Source organism: Sinorhizobium sp. 6-70, assembly GCF_030124375.1.
Lineage (GTDB): Bacteria > Pseudomonadota > Alphaproteobacteria > Rhizobiales > Rhizobiaceae > Sinorhizobium.
This window is the reverse complement of record NZ_JASKLS010000007.1, coordinates 119,779-143,575: the sequence shown is the minus strand read 5'-3', so window position 1 is coordinate 143,575 and position 23,797 is coordinate 119,779. Positions and strand designations below refer to the sequence as shown.

General features: G+C 63.4%; 12 protein-coding genes. 8 read left to right on the top strand and 4 right to left on the bottom strand.

Annotated elements, in window-relative coordinates:
- Positions 1-38 precede the first annotated feature (38 nt).
- The 3 genes from QN222_RS15800 (at position 39) to QN222_RS15790 (ending at position 11,414) form a co-directional block, all read left to right on the top strand.
- Entirely contained in the window at positions 39-932 is an 894-nt protein-coding gene (locus tag QN222_RS15800; RefSeq protein ID WP_283960891.1) for a LysR family transcriptional regulator, read from the top strand.
- A gap of 355 nt (positions 933-1,287) precedes the next feature.
- Positions 1,288-9,897 carry a cyclic beta-(1,2)-glucan synthase gene (gene ndvB / locus QN222_RS15795; protein WP_284005496.1) on the top strand — a complete coding sequence of 2,870 codons (8,610 nt, stop codon included), beginning with the start codon at positions 1,288-1,290 and terminating at the stop codon, positions 9,895-9,897.
- 416 nt (positions 9,898-10,313) lie between these two features.
- Positions 10,314-11,414 (top strand): OpgC domain-containing protein, encoded by a 1,101-nt coding sequence (locus QN222_RS15790; protein WP_336621030.1) that lies wholly within the window; start codon positions 10,314-10,316, stop codon positions 11,412-11,414.
- A 299-nt stretch (positions 11,415-11,713) separates the two neighbouring features.
- Here the strand turns inward: QN222_RS15790 and QN222_RS15785 are convergent, their stop codons facing one another.
- Entirely contained in the window at positions 11,714-13,471 is a 1,758-nt protein-coding gene (locus tag QN222_RS15785; protein WP_283960894.1) for a glucan ABC transporter ATP-binding protein/ permease, read from the bottom strand.
- A 388-nt stretch (positions 13,472-13,859) separates the two neighbouring features.
- On the opposite strand from QN222_RS15785, the gene QN222_RS15780 reads away from it, so the two are divergent.
- Together QN222_RS15780 and pyc are read left to right on the top strand one after the other, a co-directional pair.
- Positions 13,860-14,600, top strand: coding sequence for an autoinducer binding domain-containing protein (locus QN222_RS15780; RefSeq protein WP_283960895.1), 741 nt, complete (start codon positions 13,860-13,862; stop codon positions 14,598-14,600).
- Between the two features lie 181 nt (positions 14,601-14,781).
- Entirely contained in the window at positions 14,782-18,240 is a 3,459-nt protein-coding gene (gene pyc, locus QN222_RS15775; protein WP_283960896.1) for a pyruvate carboxylase, read from the top strand.
- A 413-nt stretch (positions 18,241-18,653) separates the two neighbouring features.
- Here the strand turns inward: pyc and QN222_RS15770 are convergent, their stop codons facing one another.
- The 3 genes from QN222_RS15770 to QN222_RS15760 form a co-directional block, all read right to left on the bottom strand.
- Complete coding sequence (locus QN222_RS15770; protein WP_283960897.1) at positions 18,654-19,415, bottom strand: amino acid ABC transporter ATP-binding protein; 762 nt, start codon at positions 19,413-19,415, stop codon at positions 18,654-18,656.
- The gene (locus QN222_RS15765) at positions 19,412-20,092 is read right to left on the bottom strand and encodes an amino acid ABC transporter permease (RefSeq protein ID WP_283960898.1); all 681 of its coding nucleotides are present in this window, start codon (positions 20,090-20,092) and stop codon (positions 19,412-19,414) included. Before QN222_RS15765 ends, QN222_RS15770 begins: the two co-directional genes overlap by 4 nt.
- A gap of 109 nt (positions 20,093-20,201) precedes the next feature.
- A complete protein-coding gene (locus tag QN222_RS15760; RefSeq protein ID WP_283960952.1) occupies positions 20,202-20,975 on the bottom strand; it encodes an amino acid ABC transporter substrate-binding protein in 774 nt (257 codons plus the stop codon).
- 291 nt (positions 20,976-21,266) lie between these two features.
- Here QN222_RS15760 and QN222_RS15755 point away from each other — a divergent pair, with 291 nt between their 5' ends.
- From QN222_RS15755 to QN222_RS15745, 3 genes are read left to right on the top strand one after another with little or no spacing between them, the layout of a single operon-like run.
- Positions 21,267-22,049, top strand: coding sequence for a DeoR/GlpR family DNA-binding transcription regulator (locus QN222_RS15755; protein WP_283960899.1), 783 nt, complete (start codon positions 21,267-21,269; stop codon positions 22,047-22,049).
- Positions 22,046-22,432, top strand: a complete 387-nt coding sequence (locus tag QN222_RS15750) for a VOC family protein (protein ID WP_283960900.1) — start codon at positions 22,046-22,048, stop codon at positions 22,430-22,432. The genes QN222_RS15755 and QN222_RS15750 overlap by 4 nt, the downstream gene beginning before the upstream one ends.
- 32 nt (positions 22,433-22,464) lie before the next feature.
- Positions 22,465-23,661: an MFS transporter gene (locus QN222_RS15745; protein ID WP_283960901.1), complete on the top strand. Its 1,197-nt coding sequence runs from the start codon at positions 22,465-22,467 to the stop codon at positions 23,659-23,661.
- Positions 23,662-23,797: the final 136 nt, after the last annotated feature.

Below are 23,797 nucleotides of genomic sequence, written 5' to 3'. Positions count from 1 at the left end.
GATCGCGCTGCTTCTGACTATGTTGATGCGAGGCTGGAATGAAGTTAAGCCGACGACTGGTTCCTGACGTGACGACGCTGCAGGCCTTCGAATGCGCCGCGCGCCACGGCAGCTTCACCCAGGCCGCGGCCGAGCTCAACCTTACGCAAAGCGCGGTCAGCCGACAGATCAAGGACCTCGAAACCCAGCTCGGCGTCCTGCTCTTCGAACGCGTGCGCCAGCGGGTCATCCTTTCCGACGCCGGGCAGAAGTTTCTGCCGGAGGTTCGGCGGCTGCTGCACCAGACCGAGGAGCTAATGGTGCGCGCCATGGCTTCGGCGCGTGCTGATTCAACTTTGTCCATCGCATCGCTGCCGACTTTCGGCAGCCGCTGGCTGGTGCCGCGCCTGCCCGATTTCCTGAAGCGTCATCCGGGCACCGTCATCAATATCGCCTCGCGCTCGGCACCGTTCGATTTCGACGAGCAGAATTTCGATCTGGCGATCCACTATGGCCAGCCGGTCTGGGCGCGCGCAACCTGCAGCTATCTTTGCAACGAAGTTATCGTTCCGGCCGCCAGTCCCTCACTCCTCAAGACCAATCCGGTCGAGGCGCCGGAGGATATTGGCGGCGGCCCACTGCTCCATCTCGCCACACGTCCCAAGCTCTGGGCGCAATGGTTCGAGATAAACGGGGTGGACGGACATGGCGCCTACCGCGGCAACCGGTTCGACCAGTTCTCGATGGTGATCGAGGCGGCAACCGCAGGTCTCGGTTTTGCCCTTTTGCCTCGCTATCTGATCGAACAGGAACTTGCCGCAGGCACGCTGCGGATCGTTCTCGACCGACCGATGCAGACCGAAAACAGCTACTATCTCGCCGTTCCGGAGGGCAAGCGTGAAAACCCAATCAGCCTCGCCTTCAGGGAATGGATCGTCGAACAGGTCGGTTGAGGTCGGTCCGTCGCGGACCGCCTGAAGCGGACCTTTGCCGGCGGCTCCGTGTCTTGTTCCGCCATGCCGCAACACGACCAGGAAGGGGCTGACTTGACAGGAACGTTCATCGAACCGGCGGGAGTCTGCGCGGTGGTCCGCTTTCTCCCGTTCCGGACTCGCCCAATTCGTCCGAACCTGCGCTCGCAATCCTTGCAAGCTGCTGACACTGTGGCTAAAAAATGCCACTTTCATGCATCACGCGGCCGTGAAATCCAACGCGCCGTCGGCTTTGCGATCTCCGATGCCCAAATCCCAGGCGGCGCCCGCTTCCGGCGCATTCCCGCTTTGAGGATGATGGCGGATGGGGGGACACATGACCGTGTCTAGAAACGCGCCGACGCCGCTTGGACCACCAGGGCCGCAATCGACCTGGCCGAACAACGAAAGCCGGGCCGATCAACCCCGGTTGGAATCAGAAACCGCAGCCATGCTCCTTCAGAACAAGCCGTCCCATTCGCCGCGCGACCCCGAAGCCAAACAAATCGATTATAACGATTCGATTCGCTCGACCTATTTCTCGATCGACGACCTTCGGCAATGCGGTGAAAATCTCGCCCTGAAGGGTGCTTCGTCGCTACCCGGTTTCTTTTCGTTCGATTTCCGCGCGCGCCATCGCGAAAATGAAAAGGAAATCCTCCGCGTCTATCGCGCGACGGCGGCCGACGTGGAGGCCGGCGCCTCGATCACGCCTGCAGCCGAGTGGCTGCTCGACAACCACCACGTCGTCGAGGAGGCGATCCAGGAAGTTCGGCGCGATTTTCCGCGCAGGTTCTACCGGCAGTTGCCGACGCTTTCGGTGTCGGGTGTCGTCATCCCGCGCACGATGGCGCTGGCCTGGCTCTATGTCGCCCACACCCACAGCATGGTTTCGCGGGAAAACATCACCGCGATGGTCGAGGGTTTCCAGCAGCATGAAACCTTCAAGATCGGCGAGTTGTGGGCGTTGCCATCGATCCTGCGTTTCGTGCTGATCGAGAACCTGCGCCGGATCGCCATCCGGGTCGAGCGCTCGCGCGGGATGCGGCAGAAGGCGAACGAGGTCGCCGACCAGATCGTGCGGCTGAACGATCCCGAAAGGTGCCGCACACTGCTCGCGGAGTCGGAGGCACTTTCGGCCGACAATACGTTCATCGCGCAGCTTCTCTATCGCATGCGCGATGGTTCCCAGACTTCGGGCGCGGTGATCGGCTGGATCGAGGAACGGCTCGAAAGGCGCGGCACCGACGTCGAGGAGGCGCTCGTCGCCGAACAGAACCGCCTGGGCTCCGGCAACGCGACGATGAGCAACATCATCCGTAGCCTGCGCGAGATCGACGACACGGATTGGGCCGTCTGGTTCGAGAGCGTAAGCAAGATCGATGCGACGCTTCGCGAAGGCTCCGACTATGCCTCGCTCGATTTCGGCTCGCGCAACAAGTACAGGGAAACGATCGAGAAACTGGCGCGCCGCTCCGGCCACAGCGAGCATGAAGTCACCCAGATCGCGATCGAGATGGTCGAGGAAGCAAGGGCGGCGGCGGCGGTCGAAGCGCCGTTGCAGGAACCGAACGTCGGCTCCTTCCTGGTCGGCACACAGTACAAGGACCTGGAGAACAGGATCGGCTATTCACCGTCGCCGCTCCAGCACATCATCCGTTTCGGCCGCAAGCTCGGCTGGTTCGCGATCGCCGGACCGAATATTCTCCTGACCATTCTCGCGATGGTCACGGTCTATGCCTTCGTCAGCCCGATGGAAATCCCAAACGGCGCCAAGCTGATCATGCTGCTGCTTTTCGCGCTGCCGGCCTCGGAAGGCGCGATGGGGCTTTTCAACACGCTGGTCACGCTGGTCGTCAAACCGTCGCGGCTCGTCGGCTACGAGTTCCTCAACGGCATCCCGCAGGATGCGCGCACGCTTGTCGTCGTCCCGTGCCTGATCGCCAAGCGCGACCATGTCGACGAACTGGTGCGCAATCTGGAGGTCCACTATCTCGCCAACCCGCGCGGCGAGATCTACTTCGCCCTGCTCAGCGACTGGGCCGACAGCAAGTTCGAGGAAACGCCCACCGACATGGACGTCCTCGAATATGCGAAGCGCGAAATCGCCGAGCTCTCGGCCCGATACGCTTATGACGGCAAGACGCGCTTCTTCCTGCTGCATCGCCGCCGGCTCTTCAACGAGGCCGAGGGTGTCTGGATGGGCTGGGAGCGCAAGCGCGGCAAGCTCCACGAGCTCAACCTTCTGCTCCGTGGCGACCGCGACACCTCGTTCCTGCAGGGGGCCAACATGGTTCCCGACGGCGTCCAATACGTGATGACGCTCGATTCCGACACGCGCCTGATGCGCGACGCGGTGACGAAGCTCGTCGGCAAGCTCTACCATCCAATCAACCGGCCGGTCGTGAACAAGAAGCAGGAAGTGCTTACCGGCTACAGCCTCCTGCAGCCGCGCGTGACGCCATCGCTCACCACGGGCAGCGAGGCTTCCGCCTTCCAGCGCATCTTCTCGATCCACCGCGGCATCGATCCCTATGTCTTCACGGTCTCCGACGTCTATCAGGACATCGTCAGCGAGGGCACCTTCACGGGCAAGGGTCTCTACCATGTCGATGCCTTCGAGGCGGCGCTGAAGAGCCGGATCGAAGAGAATGCCGTGCTCAGCCACGACCTGCTCGAAGGGTCCTATGCGCGCTGTGCGCTCGTCACCGACGTCGAGCTCGTCGAGGATTTCCCGACCCGCTACGAGGTGGAAATGTCGCGCCAGCATCGCTGGGCACGTGGCGACTGGCAGCTCTTGCCCTATATCTTCAATCCGTCGAACGGCCTGTCGATGCTCGGCCGCTGGAAGATGTACGACAACCTGCGCCGGTCGCTCATCCCGGTCGCCTGGCTCGTCGCGTCGGTCATGGGCTGGTACTACATGGAGCCGACCGAGGCGCTGATCTGGCAGCTCGTGCTGATCTTCAGCCTGTTCGTCGCGCCGACCCTGTCGCTGATCAACGGGATCATGCCGCGCCGCAACGATATCGTCGCAAGGGCGCATCTGCATACGGTGCTCTCGGATATCCGCGCCGCCAATGCCCAGGTGGCGCTCCGCATCGTCTTCATCGCCCACAATGCCGCGATGATGGCGGATGCGATCGTTCGTTCGCTCTACCGAACCTTTGTCAGCCGCAAGCTGATGCTCGAGTGGCGCACCGCCGCGCAGGTTCAGAGCGCCGGCCACGGCTCGATCGGCGATTATTTCGGCGCGATGTGGACGGCGCCGGCTCTCTCGGTCATTTCATTGGCGCTTGCCGCGGTGTCCGATACCGGACTGCCCTACATCGGCATCCCCTTCGCGCTCATTTGGGCGGCTTCGCCCCTGGTTGCGTGGTTTGTCAGCCAATCGGCCGAAACCGAGGACCAACTGGTCGTGTCGGATGAAGCGATCGACGAGATGCGCAAGATCGCCCGGCGTACCTGGCGCTACTTCGAAACTTTCGTGACCGCCGAGCAGAACTTCCTGCCGCCGGACAATTTCCAGGAAACGCCGCAACCGGTGCTCGCGGAGCGTACGTCGCCCACCAATATCGGCGTCTATCTGCTGTCGGTGATGTCCGCGCGCGATTTCGGCTGGATCGGTTTCGAAGACACGATCACGCGGCTCGAGCAGACGATCGCGACGATCGACCGCATGCCGAAGTATCGGGGCCATCTCTTCAACTGGTATCGGACGCGATCGCTTGAAACGATGGAGCCGCGCTACGTCTCGTCCGTCGACAGCGGCAACCTCGCCGGGCATCTGATCGCGGTTTCGTCCATGTGCCGGGAATGGGCCGAGGCACCCTCCGCCCATGTCCAGGGCAGTCTCGATGGCATCGGCGACGTCGCCGCCATTCTCTCGGAAGTGCTCAACGAACTGCCCGATGATCGCAAGACCGTGCGGCCGTTGCGTCACCTGATCGAAGAGCGCATCGCCGGCTTCCGGAACGCGCTTGCCGCCGTCAAGCGCGAGCGTGAATTCGCATCGATCCGCGTGATCAACCTGGCCGTGCTTGCGCGCGACATGCACAAGCTTGCGGCCAACCTCGATCACGAGGTACGCACTGCCCAGAGCGCCGAGGTGGCGAAATGGGCGGGTTCGCTCGTCTCCACCTGCGAGGCGCATATTGCCGACGGCGTCTTCGACCTCGGCGCGATCGAGGCACTGCGCCAGCGTCTCATGGTGCTCAAGGAGCGCGCGCGCGACATCGCCTTCTCGATGGATTTCGGCTTCCTGTTCCGGCCGGAGCGGCGGTTGCTGTCCATCGGCTACCGCGTCAACGCCAACGAGCTCGACGAGGCCTGCTACGATCTGCTGGCCTCCGAAGCGCGGCTGACGAGCCTTTTTGCGATCGCCAAGGGCGACCTGCCGACGGAGCACTGGTACAAGCTCGGGCGTCCGATCGTACCGGTCGGCGCGCGCGGCGCGCTCGTCTCCTGGTCCGGCTCGATGTTCGAATATCTGATGCCGCCGCTGGTCATGCAGGAGCGCCAGGGTGGCATTCTCAACCAGACGAGCAATCTGGTGGTGCAGGAGCAGATCAACCACGGCCGGCGCCTCGGGACCCCGTGGGGCATCTCGGAAGCCGCCTTCAACGCGCGCGATCACGAGCTGACCTATCAGTATACGAACTTCGGCGTGCCGACGCTCGGCCTGAAGCGCGGCCTTGGCCAGAATGCGGTGATTGCGCCCTACGCGTCGATCCTCGCCTGCATGTACGATCCGAAGTCTGCGCTCGCCAATCTGACGCGGTTGAGGGAGGTCGGTGCTCTCGGCGCCTACGGCTTCCATGACGCCGTCGATTTCACGCCGACGCGTGTTCCCGAAGGGCAGAAATGCGCCGTGGTGCGCAACTACTACGCGCACCATCATGGCATGTCGGTTGCGGCGGTCGCGAACGTCGTGTTCAACGGGCGCCTGCGCGAGTGGTTCCACGCCGATCCCGTGATCGAAGCGGCCGAGCTGCTGCTGCAGGAGAAGGCGCCGCGCGACATTCCGGTGATGAACGCCAAACGCGAGCCGGAATCGCTCGGCAAGGGCCAGGCCGATCTCCTCAGACCGGAAGTCCGCGTCATCGAGGATCCCCTGACGCAGGACCGCGAAACGGTGTTCCTGTCGAACGGGCACTATTCGATCATGCTGACCGCGACCGGCGCCGGTTATGCGCGCTGGAACGGCCAGTCGGTCACGCGGTGGAAGCCTGACCCGGTCGAAGACCGGACCGGGACGTTCATCTTCCTGCGCGACACCGTCAGTGGCGACTGGTGGTCGGCCACAGCCGAGCCGCGGCGCGCGGCCGGCGAAAAGACCATGACCCGTTTCGGCGACGACAAGGCGGAATTCGTCAAGATCGTCGGTGATCTCACAAGCGAGGTCGAATGCATCGTCGCGACCGAGCACGATGCGGAGGGCCGCCGGGTCATCCTGGTCAATACGGGCACGGAGGACCGCTTCATCGAAGTCACGTCCTATGCGGAGCCGGTCGTTGCGACGGACGATGCCGACAGCGCGCATCTCGCCTTCTCCAAGATGTTCCTGCGTACCGAGATCAGCCGCCAGGGCGACGTCATCCGTGTCTCGCGCAACAAGCGCAGCCCCGGTGATGCCGACATGGAAATCGCGCACCTCATCACGGACAATGCCGGCAGCGACCGCCATACCCAGGCGGAAACCGACCGCCGCCGCTTCATCGGCCAGGGGCGTACGCTTTCGGAAGCTGCTGCTTTCGACCCAGGTGTCACGCTTTCGGGAACCGACGGCTTCACGCTCGATCCGGTAATGTCGCTTCGCCGCGTCGTGCGCGTTCCGGCGGGCAAAAAGGTGAGCGTCATCTTCTGGACGATCGCCGCACCGAACCGCGAGACCGTCGACCGGGCGATCGATCGCTACCGGCACCCGGAAACCTTCAATCACGAACTGATCCATGCCTGGACGCGCAGCCAGGTGCAGATGCGCCATGTCGGGGTGACGTCGCAGGAGGCGGCGAGCTTCCAGATGCTCGGCCGTTACCTTGTCTATCCCGACATGCACCTTCGTGCCGATACGGCGACGGTCAAGTCGGGGCTCGCCTCGCAGGCGACGCTGTGGCCGCTGGCGATCTCGGGCGATTATCCGATCTTCTGCCTGAGGATCAACGACGACGGCGATCTCGGCATTGCGCGCGAGGCGCTGCGTGCGCAGGAATACCTGAGAGCCCGCGGCATTACCGCGGATCTTGTCGTCATCAACGAGCGGGCGTCCTCCTATGCCCAGGATCTCCAGCACACGCTCGATTCGATGTGCGAAAACCTGCGGCTGCGCGGCCTTTCCGATGGTCCGCGGCAGCACATTTTCGCGGTGCGTCGCGATTTGATGGAGCCTGAGACCTGGTCGACGCTGCTTTCGGCGTCGCGCGCCGTCTTCCACGCCCGCAACGGCACGATCTCCGACCAGATCGCGCGCGCCACGGCGCTTTACGCGAAGCCTGCCGCGAAAATCACCGAGAGCACCCAGATGCTGCTGCCGGTAATCCAGGAGGCGGGCGAGGCCACTGCAGCCGAAATCAGCGGCGACGGCCTGGAATTCTGGAACGGCTTTGGCGGCTTCGCAGACGACGGCCGTGAATATGTCGTTCGGCTGCGCGGTGGCGAAGCGACACCGCATCCGTGGATCAACGTCATTTCCAACGAGCACTTCGGCTTCCATGTTTCTGCCGAGGGCTCGGCGTTCTCCTGGAGCCGCAATTCGCGCGACTACCAGCTGACGCCGTGGACCAACGATGCGGTCGTCAATCGGCCGGGCGAGGCGATCTTCGTTCGCGACATGGCGAGCGGGTCGGTGCTGACGCCCTATGCCGCGCTTTCGCGGCGCAAGTCGGTCGTGTTCGAGGCCCGTCACGGGCTTGGCTATTCGAGCTTTGCAAGCACCCAGGACGAGCTCGAAATCGAGGCGGTCCACACCGTGCACAGGACCTTGCCGGTGAGACTCGTGCGGCTCTCGATTCGCAACCGCGGTGCCTCCGCGCGGCAATTGCGGATCTACGGCTATGCCGAATGGGTCCTCGGCAACAATCGCGGCCGGATGGCTCCGTTCGTCCTGCCCGAATGGCATGAGGACGCTCAGGCGCTTGTTGCGACCAATCCGTACAGTCTCGACTATGCCGGCCGTTCGGCGTTTCTCGCGATCGACGCGCAGGTCGCCTCCTACACGGCGAGCCGGCGGGAGTTCCTGGGACAGGCCGGCGGAATTCTGGCGCCGCAGGCGGTTATCGCCGGTGCTGCATTGACCGGTGTCACGGAGACCGATGGCGATGCCTGCGCGGCCCTTTCGTCCGATCTCTTCATCGAACCGGGGGCGGAACGGCAGATCACCTTCTTCCTCGGCGACGCCGACAGCGGCGACCAGGTGCAGTCGATTCTTGCCGAATTGCGGGGAACCGCCTTCGACACGATGCTCGCGGCGGCGAAGGCATTCTGGAGCGAATTCACCGGCGTCGTGAAGGTTGAAACGCCTGACAGGGCCTTCAACCACATGGTCAACCATTGGCTGCCGTACCAGAGCCTCGGCTGCCGCATCATGGCGCGCTCCGCCTTCTACCAGGCAAGTGGCGCCTACGGTTTCCGCGACCAATTGCAGGATACGCTTGCCTTCCTCATGCATCGGCCGGAGCTTGCACGCGCGCAGATCCTCAATGCGGCCGCCCGGCAGTTCGTCGAGGGTGACGTGCAGCACTGGTGGCTGCCCGGCACCGGTGCTGGCGTCCGCACGATGATTTCCGACGATGTCGTCTGGCTCGCCCACGCGGTCGCGCATTATTGCGCGGTTACCGGCGCCACGGACATCCTCGGCGAGAAGGTGCCGTTCATTGTCGGGCCTGCCCTCGAAGAGGGGCAGCACGACAGCTTCTTCCCGCCCGAGGGCGCGGACGAGACGGCCGATATCTACGAGCACTGCGCCCGCGCGCTCGATCTCGCGATCAAGCGGACCGGCGCGAACGGTCTGCCGCTCATTCTCGGCGGGGACTGGAACGACGGCATGAACCGCGTCGGTATTGCCGGGGAGGGCACGAGCGTCTGGCTTGGCTGGTTCCTGGCCGGTGCGCTGCGTGCCTTCCTGCCTTATGCCCGCAAGCGGAAGGATGAGCCGCGCGCCAAGCTTTGGCAGTCGCATCTCGAGATGCTGAAAGCCGCGCTCGAGGGCGCAGGTTGGGACGGCGATTACTATCGCCGCGGCTACTACGACGACGGCACGCCGCTCGGATCCGCCGAAAACGTCGAGTGCCGAATCGATTCCATCGCCCAGTCATGGAGTGCGCTATCCGGCGAGGGCGAGGCAGAACGCTCCAGGCACGCCATGGACGCGGTGATGGCGGAACTCGTTGATCCGGAGAAACGGATCGTGCGACTCTTCACGCCGCCGCTCGAAAAGACGCAGCAGGACCCGGGCTACATCAAGGCCTACCCGCCGGGCGTGCGCGAAAACGGCGGCCAGTATACGCATGCGGCCACTTGGGTCGTGCTCGCCTTTGCCGCTCAGGGGCGGGCGGAAGAGGCGTGGCGAACCTTCCAGATGCTCAACCCCGTATCGCATGCGCTGAGCCGCGACGATGCCGAGCACTACAGGGTCGAACCCTATGTCGTCGCCGCCGATGTCTATGGCGAGGGCGAACTCGCGGGGCGCGGCGGCTGGACCTGGTATACCGGCTCGGCCGGCTGGCTCTATCGCGCGGGCGTCGAGGGCATACTCGGCATTCGCCTGAAGGGTAAGAAGCTGGTGATTCGGCCCGTGCTGCCGGCGGACTGGGCGGGCTATTCCGCCGAGGTCCGGGTAAATGGCGCGACGCATCGGATTTCCGTGGGTCGCGATTCAAAAACCGGTGAACCGATCGTCAGCGTAAATAATAGTGTCACAAAAAACGCGCATGAAGGCATTTTGCTGTAACCGCCGGAATTGAGCATGGGAGGAAGCCGGCTTTGTACCAGACGGGCAAGGCCGGTTTTCGTTTGCCGCTCAGTTTCAGCCGCGACCCCTACAGCGCCGCGCGTCTTTTCGGACGCGCAAAGGACGCTGTAGCATTTCGAATTGCTGAATGTTTTATCCTTAAATCGGCTACGATCTAAGGAAACATGCAGTGTTCGGGATCGCGCTTCATCGACGGTGCCGAAAGCCTCTCGGAGATCGCCGGAGCGCGTTTTCGGCATCCTGTTTCAACAGGGGTGGGGCGGGGCGCCAAATCCCGGATACCAGACCGCATGCTGCAAACGACATTTGGCAAGGACCCGATCAAGGCCGCCGGCTCGGATTACGACGATCCCGGCTCCAACCAGTCCAAGATCAGCGTTCCTCGTCCTGTGCCGATTACCAACCGCGATACACGCCTTGACGTCTTTCGCGCGCTCTGCCTGCTGACGATCTTCATCAATCACGTCCCAGGCCAATATCTCGAATATCTGACCCACAAGAACATCGGCTTCTCGGACTCTGCCGAGGCCTTCGTGCTGATCTCCGGCCTGGCGGTGGGTGCTGCCTATGGCGGAAAATTCGTCGCCGGCGCAAGGCTCGCCCTGACCTTGAAGATGTGGCGGCGTGCGCTGACGCTCTATGTCGCGCATATCATGACGAGCGTCGTGACGCTGGCGATTTTCGCCGGCGGCGCGCTCTATTTCGGCCGCCAGGACCTGATCGGCGAAATCAACATCCGGCCGATCGTCGAGCAGGCGGAGCAGGGCATCGTCGCGATGGTGCTGCTTGGCCATCAGCTCGGCTACAACAATATCCTGTCGCTCTACGCGGCGCTGTTCCTGATGCTGCCGGGCATCCTGTGGCTGAACGCTGTGGGCCGTTGGCTGGTCCTCGCGCTATCGGCGGCGCTATGGCTCGCCGCCGGCTGGTTCAAGCTGGTGCCGTCCAACTTCCTCGACGAAGGCTACTGGTTCCTCAATCCCTGGTCCTGGCAGTTCCTTTTCGTCATCGGCATTCTTGCGATGAGCCATGTGCGGGCCGGCGGACGCCTGCCGCGGCACTGGTTGTTGATCGGGGTTTCCGCCGCCTATCTCACCGTCTCCGCCTTCTGGGTCCTGTTCTCCTGGTGGAACATCGACTTCTCCTTCGGGCTGCCGGCGGTGCTGACCGGCTTCGACAAGACCTTCCTGTCGCTGACGCGGCTCCTGCATGTGCTGGCGCTCGCCTATCTGCTGGCGATCATCCCTGGTATCAGCCGGTTGACCAGGCTGGAGAACAACCATCCGCTGGTGATGATCGGGCGCCACTCTCTCGCAGTCTTCATCTTCGGGACAATCCTTGCGATGGCGGGTCAGGTGCTTCTCTTCGTCACCGGCCGCGACCCGATCATCGGTTCGCTCTTCGTCATCGCCGGCATCGCCCTGCACTTCGTCTATGCCTACTACCTCGACTGGCTGAAGGATGTGGCGGTCGCGAAGCCGCTTAGGGCTGTGTGAGCAAGAATCGCCCTCACCCTAGCCCTCTCCCCACCCGCGGGGAGAAGGGACGAAGGCGGCGTGGCTTGTCCCTTCGCCCCGCTTGCGGGGAGAAGGTGCCGGCAGGCGGATGAGGGGCGAATGAGCCGGAAACCGAGCACGACTTAGCTGCCGAACGCCGACGGGGTGACCGGCCGCACCAGCGCCGGGCGTAGGAGCGAGTTTACCCAACGTGTGGGCGTACAAAAGCGTGTGTTGAAAATGAAAAATGCCCCGGAACTCCCGGGGCATCTCGTTTCCATGGCGCGGTGGCAGAGGGATCAAGCCGCCGTGAGGCTCTTGCGGACGTCCTCGTCCGTGAGGATCCCGCTGGCGCGCAGCAGCGCGGCGAAGCGGCCGTTGCTTTGGCTGAGTTCGGCGAAGCCGCCCATTTCGACGATCCGGCCCTGATCCATGAAGATTACCAGATCGGCCTCGCGCACCGTCGACAGGCGGTGGGCGATGATGAAGGTCGTGCGGTCCTTGCGCAGCGCATCGATCGCGTCCTTCACACGCGCCTCGGTCTCGACGTCGAGCGCGCTCGTCGCCTCGTCCAGCACGAGGATCGGCGCGTTCTTGAGGATCGCCCGGGCGATCGCGACACGCTGGCGTTCGCCGCCCGAGAGGCGGTTGCCGCGCTCGCCGACGAGCGTGTCGTAGCCGTTGAGGCGGCCCTCGATGAAGTCGCATGCGGCGGCGGCTTCGGCGGCGGCCATCACCTCGTCGAGCGAGGCGTCCTCGCGGCCGAGGCGGATGTTGTCGCCGATCGAGCGGTTCATGAGACCCGCATCCTGGAAGACGGTCGCGATCGACCGGCGCAGCGACTTGCGGGTGACGGCCGAGACATCAACGCCGTCGATCAGGATCTGGCCGTGCTTCGGATCATGGACCCGCTGCAGAAGGTTGACGAGCGTCGTCTTACCGGCGCCGGTCGGGCCGACGATGGCCACCGTCTGCCCAGCCTTCGCCGTGAAGGAGACATTGCGCAGGCCCTGGCCGGAGTTCCCGAAGTCGAAGGAGACGTCGCGGAATTCGACCTCGCCGACGACGCCCGTCAGTTCCTTGGCGCCGGCCGGCTCCTCGCGTTCGCGCACCGAGTCCTCGAGCTGGTAGAAGTCCTCGAGCTTGGCGCGCGCCTCGAAGATCTGGGTGGCGAATGCCTTCATCTGGTCGAGACGGCCGATCAGCAGGTTGGCAAAGCCGATGAAGGCGACCACTTCGCCGACGCCGAGCTCGCCGCGCTGCACGAGAATGGTGCCGATGACGAGGACCGCCATCATCGAGATGGTCGAGGCCATGCGGTTAAGCGCGCTTGCCAGTGCCCACCAATCGAGCACCGGGTACTGGGCCGACAGGAGACGATCCGCGAACTTCTTCAGCTCGCGCGTTTCGGCCTCGATGCGGTTGTAGCTGTGCACCACGGAAACGTTGCTGATCGCGTCGGAGACGTGGGAGAAGACCGTATGGTAATGGTTCTCGACCGAGGCCTGACCGTCCTTCGTCCGGTTCATCACGACCTTGCTGATGGCGACATAGGTCGCGCCGAGAACGACGAGGACGAGCGACAGGCGGAGGTCCATGGCGAAGGCGGTCGGCACCAGCAGGATGAGCGCCACGGCGGTCGACAGATGCTGCCGCATGCATTCGAGCCAGAGGCCGAAGAGGGTTTCGCAGGCGCGCAGCAGCGTGTGCAGCGCGTTAGAGGTGCCGCGCTGGCTGTGCCAGGAGAGCGGCATGGAGACGATCCGCCCGAAGGCTTCAGTCAGCAGCGTTGCGCGACGACCGTGCGCGAGCCGATCGGCCCCACGGGAGACCAGCACGAAGGCGATCGTGTTGAAAAGGCCGAAGCCCGCCCACAGGAAGAGCATCGGTGCGACGTCCTTTTGCGACGAAATCGCGTCGATGATGCGGCCGAAGAGCACCGGCTCGGCAATCGTGATGACGGCGAGAACGATGTTGGCGATGACGATCGCCCCGACGCGAAATTTGTGAACGGCAAGATACTGAAGGGCTCTTGCATACACCTGGAACAAAGACACTGTCTCACCCCTTTTGGGCATCGGATGTTGCGCCGCAGCAATGTTTCGATGCGGCAGTGCATTGCGCCTCTGACAGTCCCCGGGGTGGCGGAAATTCCCACCGTGCCGGCCGTCAAAGCCCTATTGGGCGGCCCTGTGAAATCCCTGCCGAAAACGTGGAGGCTAAACGCTGCCGACTGCGGGAAGATCCGTTGCCAAGGGAGGATTGGCGGGATAATCCATAGTCCGCTATCTTTGTGCCTCCACTCCGATATTTTGCAGGTTTCGTGCAAGACCGGGCGTGATAAGAAGAATTATCGCGGTTGCAACATGAATGGCTTCTGAACGGCGCGTTCATGTGAGGTTCTCAAGCGCTGCGCCCGCCGCATTCTCGACCTGAAGGTGTTCCATGAATATCACGTTGCTCGTACAGTTTCTGGCGCTCCTGGAGGAGATGAAGACGCGCGAGGAGATTCTGCCCGAGTTCGAACGGCTGCTCGATCGTTGCGGTTTCGACTTTTACGGTATCGTGCGCCAACCGAAGCCCAACGAGAACCCGCTGAGGCTGCTGCTTGCCGGCCGTTGGCCGGACGGGTGGCCGCAAATCTACATCCGCAAGAAATATGTCGTCATCGATCCGACGATCCGTTATCTCGGCCATGCCCAGCGTGGCTTTCGCTGGCGCGACACGCTCGCCGCCTTCCGCTCGGACCCGCATCGCAAGCGCATGGAAAGCATGATGGTCGAGGCGCGCAATCACGGCCTGTTCGACGGTTATATTTTCCCGGTGCACGGCCGGCGCGGGCTGATGGGCAACCTCACGGTCGGCGGTCGGGTGGTCGACTTGAGCCCCGTCGAATTGAGCCTTTTCGACGCCATCGCCAAGAGGCTCTTCTGGAAGCTATTGGAACTCACCGATCCGGAGATCATGGCCGAGCTTATCTCGCGCGTCGAAGTCCAGATGACGCGGCGCGAAATGGAGGCGCTGAACTATCTTGCCGACGGCATGACATCGAACGACATCGGCAAGGTCCTCGACATATCGAGCCACACGGTCGACTGGTACATGAATGGCATTCAGGAAAAGCTGAAGGCGAAGAACCGCCACCACGTCGTCGCCATCGCCTTCCGTCTGGGGCTGATTTCCTGAACGGATTCTGTTAGGCGCGATCGTTTCCAAAGGCTCAGAGCGTGATGCGGGAGGAAAACCGCACGCGCTTTTCTCATCCTGCGCCATGTCGCATCTGAAATTGCACTTCCTCAAGTGACTCGCTAAAACTTTATTTCGCGGGTGCAGCATTCCCGCGTTTTCAAGTCTTGAGGAGTCCGACTTGCCTATCTCTAAGATCCTTGTTGCCAACCGTTCCGAAATTGCCATCCGCGTGTTCCGCGCGGCCAACGAACTGGGACTGAAAACGGTCGCGATATGGGCTGAGGAGGACAAACTGGCGCTGCACCGCTTCAAGGCGGACGAGAGCTATCAGGTCGGGCGCGGCCCGCACCTTGCCCGCGATCTCGGGCCGATCGAGAGCTATCTGTCGATCGACGAGGTGATCCGCGTCGCCAGGCTTTCCGGTGCCGACGCCATCCATCCGGGCTACGGCCTGCTTTCTGAAAACCCGGAGTTTGCGGAAGCCTGCGCCGCCAACGGCATCACCTTCATCGGCCCGAAGCCGGAGACGATGCGCCAGCTCGGCAACAAGGTGGCGGCGCGCAACCTGGCGATTTCGATCGGCGTACCGGTCGTGCCGGCGACCGAGCCGCTGCCGGAGGATCCCGACGAGATCAAGCGGCTAGCCGCCGAGATCGGCTATCCGGTGATGCTGAAGGCCTCCTGGGGCGGCGGCGGCCGCGGCATGCGGGCGATCCGCGACCCGAAAGACCTGATCCGCGAGGTGACGGAGGCGAAGCGTGAGGCGAAGGCCGCCTTCGGCAAGGACGAGGTCTATCTCGAAAAGCTCGTCGAGCGCGCCCGCCACGTCGAAAGCCAGGTCCTCGGCGACACGCACGGCAACGTCGTGCATCTCTTCGAGCGCGACTGCTCGATTCAGCGGCGCAACCAGAAGGTTGTCGAGCGCGCCCCCGCCCCCTACTTGACCGACGCGCAGCGCCAGGAACTCGCCGATTATTCGCTGAAGATCGCCGAGGCGACCAACTATATCGGCGCCGGCACCGTCGAGTATCTGATGGATGCCGACACCGGGAAGTTCTACTTCATCGAAGTCAACCCGCGCATCCAAGTCGAGCACACGGTGACCGAGGTCGTCACCGGCATCGACATCGTCAAGGCGCAGATCCACATCCTCGACGGCTTCGCCATCGGCACGCCGGAATCGGGCGTGCCGCGCCAAGAGGACATCCGCCTCAACGGCCATGCGCTGCAGTGCCGCATCACCACCGAAGATCCGGAGCAGAACTTTATCCCCGACTACGGCCGCATCACCGCCTATCGCGGCGCCACCGGTTTTGGCATCCGGCTTGACGGCGGCACCGCCTATTCCGGTGCGGTGATCACGCGCTACTACGATCCGCTGCTGGAAAAAGTGACGGCCTGGGCGCCGAACCCGGACGAGGCGATCCACCGCATGATCCGGGCGCTCCGCGAATTCCGCATCCGCGGCGTGGCGACCAACCTCACCTTCCTGGAAGCGATCATCAGCCATCCGAGCTTCCAGGACAACAGCTACACCACCCGCTTCATCGACACGACGCCGGAACTGTTCCAGCAGGTCAAGCGCCAGGACCGTGCCACCAAGCTTTTGACCTACCTCGCCGACGTCACGGTGAATGGCCATCCGGAGGCCAAGGGCCGGCCGAAGCCCAATGATGACATTGCCGCTCCCGTAGTGCCGTTCATCGGCGGCGAGGTGCAGCCGGGCACCAAGCAACGGCTCGATCAGCTCGGGCCGAAGAAGTTCGCCGAATGGGTCAAGGCGCAGCCTCAGGTGCTGCTGACCGACACGACGATGCGCGACGGCCATCAGTCGCTGCTCGCCACGCGCATGCGTACCTATGATATTGCCCGCATCGCCGGCACCTATGCCCGGGCGCTGCCGAACCTCTTCTCGCTCGAATGCTGGGGCGGCGCGACTTTCGATGTGTCGATGCGCTTCCTCACGGAGGACCCGTGGGAGCGCCTGGCGATGGTGCGCGAGGGCGCGCCGAACCTGCTCCTGCAGATGCTTCTGCGCGGCGCCAACGGCGTCGGCTACAAGAACTATCCGGACAACGTCGTCAAATACTTCGTCGCGCAGGCGGCGAAGGGAGGCATCGACGTCTTCCGCGTCTTCGACTGCCTGAACTGGGTGGAGAACATGCGCGTCGCAATGGAGGCGGTCGCCGCAGAGAACAAGATCTGCGAGGCGGCGATCTGCTATACCGGCGACATTCTGAATTCCGCCCGGCCGAAATATGATCTGAAGTACTACACGGCGCTTGCAGCCGAACTGGAGAAGGCCGGAGCCCACATCATCGCGGTCAAGGACATGGCGGGCCTTCTGAAGCCGGCCGCGGCCCGCGTGCTGTTCAAGGCGCTGAAGGAAGCGACCGACCTGCCGATCCATTTCCACACGCACGACACCTCCGGTATCGCCGCCGCGACCGTGCTCGCCGCGGTCGAATCGGGTGTCGACATCGTCGACGCGGCGATGGATGCACTTTCCGGCAACACCTCGCAGCCCTGCCTCGGCTCGATCGTCGAGGCGCTATCGGGGTCGGAGCGCGACCCGGGTCTTAATCCGGAATGGATCCGCCGCATCTCGTTCTACTGGGAGGCCGTGCGCCATCAATACGCGGCCTTCGAGAGCGACCTCAAGGGACCGGTCTCGGAAGTCTACCTGCACGAAATGCCCGGCGGCCAGTTCACCAATTTGAAGGAGCAGGCCCGTTCGCTCGGGCTCGAGACCCGCTGGCACGAGGTGGCGCAGGCCTATGCCGACGCCAACCAGATGTTCGGCGACATCGTCAAGGTGACGCCCTCCTCCAAGGTCGTCGGCGACATGGCGCTGATGATGGTTTCCCAGGACCTGACGGTCGCCGACGTCGAGAACCCCGCGAAAGACATCGCCTTCCCGGAATCGGTCGTCTCGATGCTCAAGGGCGATCTCGGTCAGCCCCCGGGCGGCTGGCCGGAGGCGCTTCAGAAGAAGGTGCTGAAGGGCGAAGAGCGGTACACGGCAGTGCCGGGCTCGCTGCTGCCGCCTGCCGATCTCGACGCGGAGCGCAAAAGCATCGAAGAGAAGCTCGGCCGCGAGGTCACCGACTTCGAGTTCGCCTCCTATTTGATGTATCCGAAGGTCTTCACCGACTACGCGCTGGCCGCCGAGACCTACGGCCCGGTCAGTGTGCTGCCGACGCCGGCCTATTTCTACGGCATGGCGCCGGGCGAGGAGCTCTTCGCCGACATCGAGAAGGGCAAGACGCTCGTCATCCTCAACCAGGCGCAGGGCGAGATCGACGAGAAGGGCATGGTCAAGATGTTCTTCGAACTGAACGGTCAGCCGCGCTCGATCAAGGTGCCGGACCGCAATCGCGGCGCTTCCGCCGCGATCCGGCGCAAGGCGGAAGCCGGCAATGCCGCCCAGCTCGGCGCGCCGATGCCGGGCGTCATCTCGACCGTCGCCGTCATCACCGGCCAGCCGGTCAAGGCCGGCGACGTGCTCTTGTCGATCGAGGCGATGAAGATGGAGACCGCGCTGCATGCCGAAAAGGACGGCGTGGTCGCCGAGGTGCTGGTCAGGGCCGGCGACCAGATCGACGCCAAGGATTTGTTGATCGTATTTGGTGCTTGATGCGCCAGGCCCTTGTGTCCAAAGCGGCCGGAGTGTTCCGGCCGCATTTTGGGAAGTGAAGCTGTGGTAGGCCCGCGGTAGTAGCTACAGCGCCGCGCGTCTTTTCCGATGCGCAAAGAACGCTGTAGCCCTTTGCTGCATGTTCTTGTCCTTTAATCGGCTCCGATTAATGCAGTAGGCCGGTCTCTTCTCCGCCGTCATCCTCGGGCTTGACCCGAGGATCCATTCACAAGACGCAGCGAGAGATATGCATCCGTGAACGGAGCGACCGCGCGCCCAGAATGCCGTGGACGTGCATGCTCGCGCGTGGATCCTCGGGACAAGCCCGAGGATGACGGTAGAGAGGGAAATGCCCGCGGCACAATGCGCGCAGCAGTGCGCCCGGGAACTCCGTCATCGCGTCCGAAGGTCGCTCAAATATCATAGCTCATCGGCGCGCTCAGCGAGGCGATGAACTTCTTCGTGCGCTCGCGCTCGGGCGTTGAAAAGATCTTCCTTGGCGGACCGCTTTCGACGACGACGCCGCCGTCGAGGAAGATGACGTGATCGGCGACGCGTGAGGCGAGGCGCAGGTCGTGGGTGGCCATGATCATTGTCGTGCCTTCGCGGGCGAGACGGCTGAGCACCTCCACCACTTCCTCGGCAAGTTCCGGATCGAGCGCGGAGGTCGGCTCGTCGCAGAGGAGCACGCGTGGGGAGGGGGCGAGCGCCCGGGCGATCGCCACGCGCTGCTGCTGGCCGCCGGAAAGGGTCGACGGCCAGGCATCAGCCTTGTGTGCCATGCCGACCTTTTCCAGGAGTTCGAGTGCACGGGCGCGGGCGCGGTCGGCCGGCCATTTGAGAACGGTCACAAGACCTTCCATGACGTTGCCGAGCGCGGTCTGGTGGGGGAAGAGCTGAAAGTTCTGAAAGACCATGCCGGTTTGCCGGCGCAGTTTTTGTATCGCCCTCCAGCCGACCGTACGGTGAGGTGCGAACTCCAGCCGCTCCTCGCCAAGCCGGATAGCGCCCTGTGTCGGGATTTCCAGCAAGTTGACGCATCGCAAAAGCGTGCTCTTGCCCCCGCCCGACGGGCCGACCAGCGCCGTTACCGTGCCTTCGGCCATCGTCACAGTGATTCCCTTGAGCACCAGGTTGTTGCCGAAGCGCTTTTCGATTTCGGTGAGTTCGATCATGCGCGCGCCTCCAGGAATCCGCCATAGCGGGCGAAGCGGTGCTCCAGTCTCGCCTGAAGGGCCGACAGTACGGAACTCATGGCAAGGTAGATCAGCGCCGCCTCGATATAAAGGATCAGTGGTTCATAGGTGGTCGCGACGATGCGCTGCGCCGTCTGAAAGAGCTCGGGCACGGTAATGGCTGCGGCGAGCGAAGTGTCCTTCACCAGCGAGATGAAGGTGTTCGAGAGCGGTGGGATTGCAACCCGGGTCGCCTGCGGCAGGATCGTCCGGCGCATCACCTGGCTCCAGCTCATCCCAATCGAATAGGCTGCTTCCCATTGGCCGCGCGGCACGGAGGAGATCGTGGCGCGAATGATTTCGGATGTGTAGGCGCCGATGTTGAGCGTGAATCCGATCAACGCGGCGGGAAATGCATCGAGCAAGATGTTCATGCTCGGCAGACCATAGAAAATGACGAAGAGCTGGACGAGGAGCGGCGTTCCGCGGATCACCCAGACATAGAATCGAGCCACGGCGACGAAGGGAGCCGGCGCAAAGAGCCGGACGAGCGCGGTGACAAGTCCCAGCAAAAGACCGAGCACGAAGGAAAGCAGGGTCAGCGGGACCGTGAAGATCAGTCCGGCCCAGAGCAGGGTCGGCAGCGATTCCGCCATCAGGTGAAGCCATTGGGGCAAGGGGAAGCCTTTCAAAAAGCGCGATCCGCTCCGGGGGCCGGAACGGATCGCGATTCATAACCGAGAAAGGCCGATGGAAAAACCCGATCGGCCCGCGCTTTCACAAGCGTTACTTCGAGACGTCAGCGCCGAAATATTTCTGCGAGATCTTGTCGTAGGTGCCGTCGGCCTTGATTTCGGCGAGCGCCTTGTTGATCGCGGCCAGAAGGTCCGGCTCGTTCTTGCGGATGATGATGCCGGAATAATCGGCGTCGGCCTGTTCGGCGGCGATCTTCACGTTCGCGTCCGGCTTCTGCTTCTTGAAGTCGAGGAAGGACAGGCTGTCGTTGATCGTCGCATCGGCGCGGCCGGTCAGCACGAGCTGGATCGACTGGTCGAAACCGTCGGTGCCGACGAGCTCGGCGCCGGAGGCCTGAGCGAGCTTGCCGAAGTTGCTGGTCAGCGACTGGGCAGATTTCTTGCCCTTGAGATCAGCGAAGCCCTTGATCTCCTCGTTGTCGCCCTTGACGATCAGCACGGCCTTGGAGGCGATATAGGGCTCGGAGAAGTCATACTTCTTCTTGCGCTCTTCGGTGATGCCGACCTGGTTGATGACCGTGTCGTAGCGGTTGGCGTCGAGGCCGGCGATCAGGCCGTCCCACTTGCCCTCGAGGAATTCGGCCTTGACGCCAAGACGCTTGGCGACCTCCTGGCCGATTTCGACGTCGAAGCCGACCAGCGCGCCGCCGGCATCATGAAAGGTGAAGGGGGCATAAGTGCCCTCGGTGCCGATCTTGAGAACGCCGGCAGACTTGATCTGATCGAGGTTCGATTCCGCATGGGCGGGAGCGAAGGCGGCGATTTGCAGAAGTGCGGCAGCGAAAAGCGTCGGAAGGAATTTCATTGTCTTGTTTTCCATCTTTTTGTTCTCCGGCCCGTCGTCCGGATTGCAGTGAGATTCGCATAAAACCGGACGTATCTGAGCGCATAAAACACCAATTCATCCGGCTTTCGATGAAGATTTTTCCTCGAACGGGCCAAAATCTCAGCGAAAACACTCCGTTGGTGAATGTGCTGGGTCAATCCAAGTTCCGCGCGCGGGCGAAGTTCTACGCAGGGGAGCAATTGAATTCTCCGCGAAAGGCTGGTACTCACGTTTCAACCGATTCATGCACGTTTATGCACGATTTTAAATATGGCGACTGACCTGCTGCTGCGCGAGAGGAAATTCCTGATCCAGGAACGGCTGAAAACCGATGGCCGGGTGCTGGCCGCCGATCTCGCGCGCGAATTCGGAGTCTCGGAAGACACGATCCGTCGCGACCTGCGCGAGATGGCCGCGGCCGGCCTGTGTGAGCGCGTCTATGGCGGAGCCTTGCCGCTCGCGCCGATGGCCGGCTCGCTCAGCCAGCGTGCCTCTCTCGCGCCGGAGCGCAAGGCGGCGCTTGCCCGGGCCGCGGTCGGATTCATCCGGCCGGGCATGACGGTGTTCCTCGATGCGGGTTCGGCCAATCTGGCGATTGCCGAGGCGATTGAGCCGGACCTCCCGGTAACAATCGTCACCAACACGCCGCTCATTGCGGCCGCCCTGATGGAGAAGGCGGGCGTGGAGCTTATCCTTATCGGCGGCCCGCTCGATCGCGCCGTGGGTGCGGCCGTCGGCGCGCGAGCGCAGCGCGATGCCGAGCTTCTCCGGCCCGACCTTTGCGTTCTCGGCGCTTGCGGTGCGGACGCGGAAGCGGGACTGACGGCATTCCATTTCGAGGATGCGGCATTCAAGCGTCTCATCTCCTCGCGGAGCCGCTCGGTTCTCGCCGCCATAACGAGCGACAAGCTCGGAACCGCTGCGCCACACGCGGTTATCGGCATCGACGCGGTGACGGCGCTGGTTCTGGAGGCCGACGCGCCCGAAGCCGCGATCGTCGCCCTCGGCGCGCGCGGCGCTGACGTCGTTCTGGCGAAGGAGCCGGCTCGATGAATGTCGCGCATGTCGCCCTCTGGACGAAGGACATCGACCGGATCGCCGCCTTCTGGGCCGAATTCTTCGGGGCTGAGGCCGGTGAAATCTATGAAAGCCGCCGCCGCCCCGGTTTCCGCTCGCGTTTTCTGACGCTTGAGAGCGGGCCTTCGATCGAGGTGATGGAAGGGCCGTGGCTTACTCCCCATGACGAGGCGACCGTGGAACGCGCCGGCTATGCGCATCTCGCCCTTTCGCTGGGCAGTGGCGAGGCCGTGGACGACATGGCGGACCGGGCCGATCGCAAGGGAGTGCTCGTTTCCAAGGCCCGATGGACGGGTGACGGCTTCTACGAGGCCGTGATCCGTGATCCCGACGGCAATCTCATCGAAATCACCATTTGAGCCGGACGGTTCCGGCTGCGGGAAGGTTATTCATGGATCAGCGCACGCAAACTGCCTCCGAAGGCCTCGTCCGACAGGGTTACATGTCGAAGAACCGGCTTGCCGTATCGCTGCTGTTCCTGATGAACGGCTTCGTCACCGGCAGCTGGGCGCCGAAGATTCCGGAATTTAAGGACCGGCTCGGGATCGGCGAGAGCGTGCTCGGCCTGCTGATCCTGGTATTCGGCATCGGCTCGCTGGTGCTGATGCCGATTGCCGGCGGATTCATTGCCCGCGCCGGCTCGCAGAAGGTGGTCAAGGTCACGGCAATCGTTCTGTCGCCGCTGCTCCTCATCCTGACACTGACGCCGAATGTCTGGACGGCGGCAATCGGCATGTTCCTGCTCGGCGGCTTCGTCGGCGCCATGGACGTGGCGATGAATGCCAACGCGGTCGAGGTCGAAAAGTCGATGCGCCGCGCGATCATGTCCTCCTGCCACGCCTATTGGAGTCTCGGCGGGTTGATCGGCGCCGGCATCGGCGGCTTCCTGATGGCGCGCGTCGGCGTCCTGCCGCACGTGCTTGTGGTCACGGTGCTCTGCCTCGTGTTTCTGGCCGTCGCCTGGCCGATGATCCTTGCCGACCGGCCACATTCGGCGGCGAACAAGGAGAAACTGCGCCTGCCGCTCACGCCCCTGCCCTGGCTGATCGGCATCATGGCCCTGTTCTCGATGGTGCCGGAGGGCGCGGTGCTCGACTGGGGCGCGCTTTACCTCAAGAACGAACTCGGCGCCTCGGTCGAGCTGTCGGGCTTCGGCTTTGCCGCCTTCTCCGCGACCATGGCGGCCATGCGCTTTGCCGGCGACCACGTGCGCGATCTGCTCGGCGCCAAGCGGACCTTGCGCATCTGCACGGTCACCGCGCTTGTCGGCATGGTCTTCGCCGGGCTTGCGCCCAACGCAGTCATTGCGATCCTCGGCTTTGCGCTGGCCGGAATCGGCATCTCCAACATGGTGCCGATCGCCTTCTCGGCTGCCGGCAACATGCCGGGGCTGCAGCCGGGCATCGGGCTCGCGGTCGCGACCACGATGGGCTACTCGGGCATGCTCTTCGCGCCGTCACTGATCGGCTTCATCGCGGAGCATAGCGGCTTCGCCATCATCTTCACCTCCGTCCCCGTGCTCTTCATCGTAGTGCTCCTGCTCTCGCATCACGCCGTTCATGCGGACCACGGCAGGGAACATTCGTAACTCGCGTGCACGGGCGGATCAGGGGCTCATGCCGGCCACCCTGCCATCAATTCGCCGTCAGCGCGTGATGTTGCCGTTGACAAGCACGCTTTCCTCCGCCACCTGAAAGGCGAAAGCTCGGCGCGGCCGGCATGCC